Annotated in this window: 4 protein-coding genes; 2 read left to right on the top strand and 2 right to left on the bottom strand. The window is 65.9% G+C overall.

From position 1 onward, the window contains the following. Positions 1–623, top strand: a 623-nt coding sequence (gene ugpE / locus EOA60_RS21380) for a sn-glycerol-3-phosphate ABC transporter permease UgpE (RefSeq protein WP_128311836.1), incomplete at its 5' end; no start/stop codon positions are given. Between the two features lie 6 nt (positions 624–629). Continuing rightward, positions 630–1712, top strand: coding sequence for a sn-glycerol-3-phosphate import ATP-binding protein UgpC (locus tag EOA60_RS21375; protein ID WP_095823968.1), 1083 nt, complete (start codon positions 630–632; stop codon positions 1710–1712). Between the two features lie 7 nt (positions 1713–1719). Here the strand turns inward: EOA60_RS21375 and EOA60_RS21370 are convergent, their stop codons facing one another. Both EOA60_RS21370 and EOA60_RS21365 read right to left on the bottom strand, forming a co-directional pair. Then, positions 1720–2802: an ABC transporter ATP-binding protein gene (locus tag EOA60_RS21370; RefSeq protein ID WP_067319100.1), complete on the bottom strand. Its 1083-nt coding sequence runs from the start codon at positions 2800–2802 to the stop codon at positions 1720–1722. After that, a partial coding sequence (locus EOA60_RS21365; RefSeq protein WP_164899445.1) for an iron ABC transporter permease occupies positions 2799–4215 on the bottom strand: 1417 nt, incomplete at its 5' end. The genes EOA60_RS21370 and EOA60_RS21365, both read right to left, overlap by 4 nt.

Raw genomic sequence — 4215 nt, 5'->3', positions numbered from 1 at the left:
GAGACAGTCTCAACACGACGGTCATGGCGCTCGGCGTCGCGGTCGGGAAGATCTTCATCTCGATCCTATCGGCCTATGCCATCGTGTTCTTTCGTTTCCCGCTGCGCATGACCTTCTTCTGGCTGATCTTCATCACTCTGATGCTGCCCGTCGAGGTCCGCATCCTGCCGACCTACAAGGTGATGGTCGACCTCGGCATGATCGACACCTATGCCGGTCTGATCATCCCGCTGATCGCCTCGGCCACGGCCACGCTGTTGTTCAGACAGTTCTTCATGACCATCCCGGGCGAGCTCATCGAGGCGGCGCGCGTCGATGGCGCCGGGCCGTGGCGCTTCTTCTTCGACATCCTCCTGCCGCTGTCGCGCACCAACATCGCGGCGCTGTTCGTCATCCTCTTCATCTATGGCTGGACGCAATATCTGTGGCCGCTGCTGGTCACCAACAGCAACGACATGAACACCATCGTCATTGCGCTGAAAAAGATGGTTTCCTTCGCCGACGCCGATACCCAGTGGCACCTTGTGATGGTCACTGCGATGCTGGCCATCGTGCCGCCGATCCTTGTCGTGGTGCTGATGCAGCGCTGGTTCGTGCGCGGCCTGGTCGAATCCGAGAAGTGAGGGGCGATGGCGACGGTTGATCTCAATGATGTGAGGAAGCTCTATGCCGGCGGCGTCGAGGCCGTGAAAGGCGTTTCCATCGCCATTCCGGACAAGCAGCTTTGCGTGCTGGTCGGTCCCTCCGGCTGCGGCAAATCGACGTTGCTCAGGATGATCGCCGGACTCGAGACCATCTCGTCCGGAACGGTTGCGATCGACGGCAAGATCGTCAATGCCGTCGGTCCGACCGAACGCGACATTGCCATGGTCTTCCAGAATTACGCGCTCTACCCGCATATGAAGGTCTACGACAACATGGCCTATGGCCTGCGTAATCGCGGCACGCCGAAAGCCGAGATCGACAGCAGAGTGCGTTCAACTGCCAAGGTGCTGGAATTGTCGGGACTGCTCGACCGGCGCCCTCGCGAGCTTTCCGGCGGCCAGCGACAGCGCGTCGCCATGGGCCGGGCGATCGTGCGCAATCCGAAAGTCTTCCTGTTCGACGAACCGCTCTCCAACCTCGACGCCAAGCTGCGCGGCCAGATGCGGGTCGAGATCAAGAGCCTGCAGCGCAGGCTCGGCGTCACTTCGGTCTATGTCACCCACGACCAGCTCGAGGCGATGACGCTAGCCGACATGCTTGTCGTCATGAATGCGGGGCTGGTCGAGCAGATCGGCGCTCCCCTCGACATTTACGAGAAGCCGGCCTCGACATTCGTCGCGTCCTTCATTGGCGCGCCGCCGATGAACCTGCTCTCACTGAGCACAGAAAGTTCTGCAACTGAGCTGGAAGGAAAGTTGCTTGTTCTTGCCCGGCCCGGCGGGCAGGCGGCAATGCTAGGCTTCAGGCCCGAGGACGCCGAACTCGTCGCCGATGCCGAGGACCGATCCGGGGCGCTGATGCTGCCCGCAACGGTCGAGGCCGTGGAGCCGGTCGGCGCGGAAACCTTCCTGCACTGCTCGGCTGCCGGCAATAATATCGTGGTACGGGTCGGCGGCCGCACGGCGGCAAAGCCCGGCGACAAGTTGCGCATCACCGCCACAGCCGAGAAGTTGCACTGGTTCGATCGGGGCGGCAGGCGCCTCGGCAGCGTAAGCCCCTCCTCTTGACTCAGCTTCAGGCAAACACATGCGCCTTGCCGGTCACCGTGAGGCGCACGATCTCGCCGACCTCCGGCACGTCCATGCCGGTCTTGCGCAGGACGAGCGGTGTGTTGCCGATCGCGGCCGCATCCGGCGGATCCGGGCTATTGAGCAGCCGCACGGCGATGGTGCAGACCGAGCCGGCGAATTCGGAGTCCGTCACCTCGCCGAACAGCATGTCCGGCGTCCCCGACATGCCTTCGCGGGAGGTTCGTTTAAGCACCACCTGCTCGGGCCTGAGCATGATACGGGCGACGTCGCGCCGCTCGGTGATGTCGACGGCGATGCGGCCGAGCGGCGATATGGCAAAGCCGTCGGCGATCTTGGCCGGCACGATGATGGCGTCGCCGAGGAACTCGGCAACCATCCTGTCCCTGGGCTGGAAGTAGAGCTCGCGCGGCGTGCCGACCTGCGAGAACAGGCCGTCGCGCATGACGGCCACCTGGCTGGCGAAGGACAGCGCCTCGGCCTGATCGTGGGTGACCAGGATGGTGGTGATGCCCGCATCCTCCAGAAGCTCGGCCACAGCCTTGCGCATCGAGGCCCGGAGGCCGGTGTCGAGCGCCGAGAACGGCTCGTCGAGCAGCATCAGGCGGGGTTTCATCGCCATGGCACGGGCAAGCGCGACACGCTGCTGCTGGCCGCCGGAAAGCTCGTGCGGACGGCGCTTCAGGATCGCCTTGTCAAGCCCGACGATATAGGCGAGCTCGACAATGTGCTCGGCGCGCTTCTCGGCGCTTCGGGGCATGCCGAAGCCGATATTGTCGGCGATGGTGAGATGCGGGAAGAGGGCGCCGTCCTGCGCCACCACGCCGATGCCGCGGCGATGCGCCGGCACCGCCGCCCCGCCATTGGCGAGCAGCTTGCCGTCGAGCGCGATGCGGCCGCGGTCTGGCGCCTCGAAGCCGGCGATCAGCCTCAGCAAGGTGGTCTTGCCGCAGCCGGAGGGTCCGACGATCGCGGTGCGGCTGCCGCTTTCGACGGTGAGGTCGACGCCGGCAAGTGCTGCCACCGGGCCATAATGTTTTGCTACGTCGCGGAGCTCGAGGAAGCTCATCGGCCGGCCATCCGCTTTGACTGGACGTAGAGCACCCAGGTCATGGGCAGCGACATCGCCACCATGATCAAGGCGTAAGGGGCGGCCGAGGCGTAGTCGATCTCGCCGCTGTAGGACCAGAACGCCATCGCAAGGGTGCGGGTGCCGTTCGGCGCCAGCATCTGCGTGGCGGTCAATTCATTGGTGATGCCGAGTGCCACCATCGCCATCCCGGCCGCCGCGCCCGGCGCCGACAGCCGGATCGTGGTCGACCATAGCGCCCTGAGCGGCGGGCGGCCGAGGCTCGAAGCCGCGCGTTCGAGTTCCACCGGCGCCTGGGCGATCGAGGCGCGCAGGCTGACCAGCGCGCGCGGCAGGAACATCAGCGCATAGCCGAAAAGGATGGTGAAGAGCGTCTGATAGAGCGGCAAGGCGATGCGTACGGTGATGGTCACCAGCGCCAGCGCGACGACCACACCCGGCAGCGAGCCGACGATGTAGTTGCAGCTCTCGAGCAGGCGCTGCAAGCGGCCGGGCGCACGGATCGAGATCCAGGCCATGGGCATTGCGGCGACCGTGGCAAGCAGCGCGCCGGCGACGGCGAGGACCAGCGTCTGGCCGAGCGCCAGGCTGATCTCGTCCCAACGCCAGACGTCGGCGCCACCGGCAAGCAGCCAGCGGCCGACGGTCACAAAGGGCACGCCGAGCGTGAGCAGCGCAGTCCCGGCGGGCAGCAGCAAGCAAGGCAGCGTGGCGCGGCCGAGGGCGACACGCTGCTGCTGGCGCGCCGCCCCGGAGCCGACGCGGGCATAACGCTCCTCACCACGCACGATCACCTCCACGCCAAGCAGCACGAAGCAGCAGGCGACCAGCACGGCGGCGAGCATGTTCGCCGCCGCGCCGTTGAAGGTCGACTGGAACTGGTCGACGATCGCGGTGGTGAAGGTATCGAAGCGGATGAAGACATAAAGCCCGTATTCGGCAAGCAGGTGCAGGCCAACCAGCAGCGAACCGCCGCAGATGGCCAGCCTCAACTGCGGCAGCACGACACGCGCGAAGACGCGCCAGGGTCCGAGGCCCAGCGCTGCGGCGGCATCTTCCAGCGCCGGGTCAAGCCGGCGCAGCGCCGCTGCGATCGGCAGATAGAGAAACGGGAAATAGGCGATGACGGAGACGAGCACGCCGGCCCAGAGCCCGTGCAGGCCGGGGATCAGGCTGATCCAGGCGTAACTGTGGACGAAGGCCGGGATAGCCAGCGGCGCTACCGACAGCCACGACCACCAACGGTTGCCGGGAAGGTCGCTGCGCTCGGTCAGCCAGGCAAGCGCCACCGACAGCACGATGGCGATCGGGACGGCCAGGACGACAAGCAGGATGGTGTTGACCAGGAGCGCGCCGACGCGAGGCCGAAAGATCAGCGCCACCACCGTGTCC

Source organism: Mesorhizobium sp. M1A.F.Ca.IN.020.06.1.1, assembly GCF_004023265.1.
Lineage (GTDB): Bacteria > Pseudomonadota > Alphaproteobacteria > Rhizobiales > Rhizobiaceae > Mesorhizobium.
Note: the sequence above shows the minus strand (reverse complement) of the source record. Positions and strands in the feature narration are given on the sequence as shown.

What these genes read in the sequence shown, in the direction of transcription:
- EOA60_RS21375 (WP_095823968.1), top strand. Translation starts at nt 630, where the DNA reads ATGGCGACGGTTGATCTCAATGATGTGAGGAAGCTCTATGCCGGCGGC.
- EOA60_RS21370 (WP_067319100.1), bottom strand. Translation starts at nt 2,802, where the DNA reads ATGAGCTTCCTCGAGCTCCGCGACGTAGCAAAACATTATGGCCCGGTG.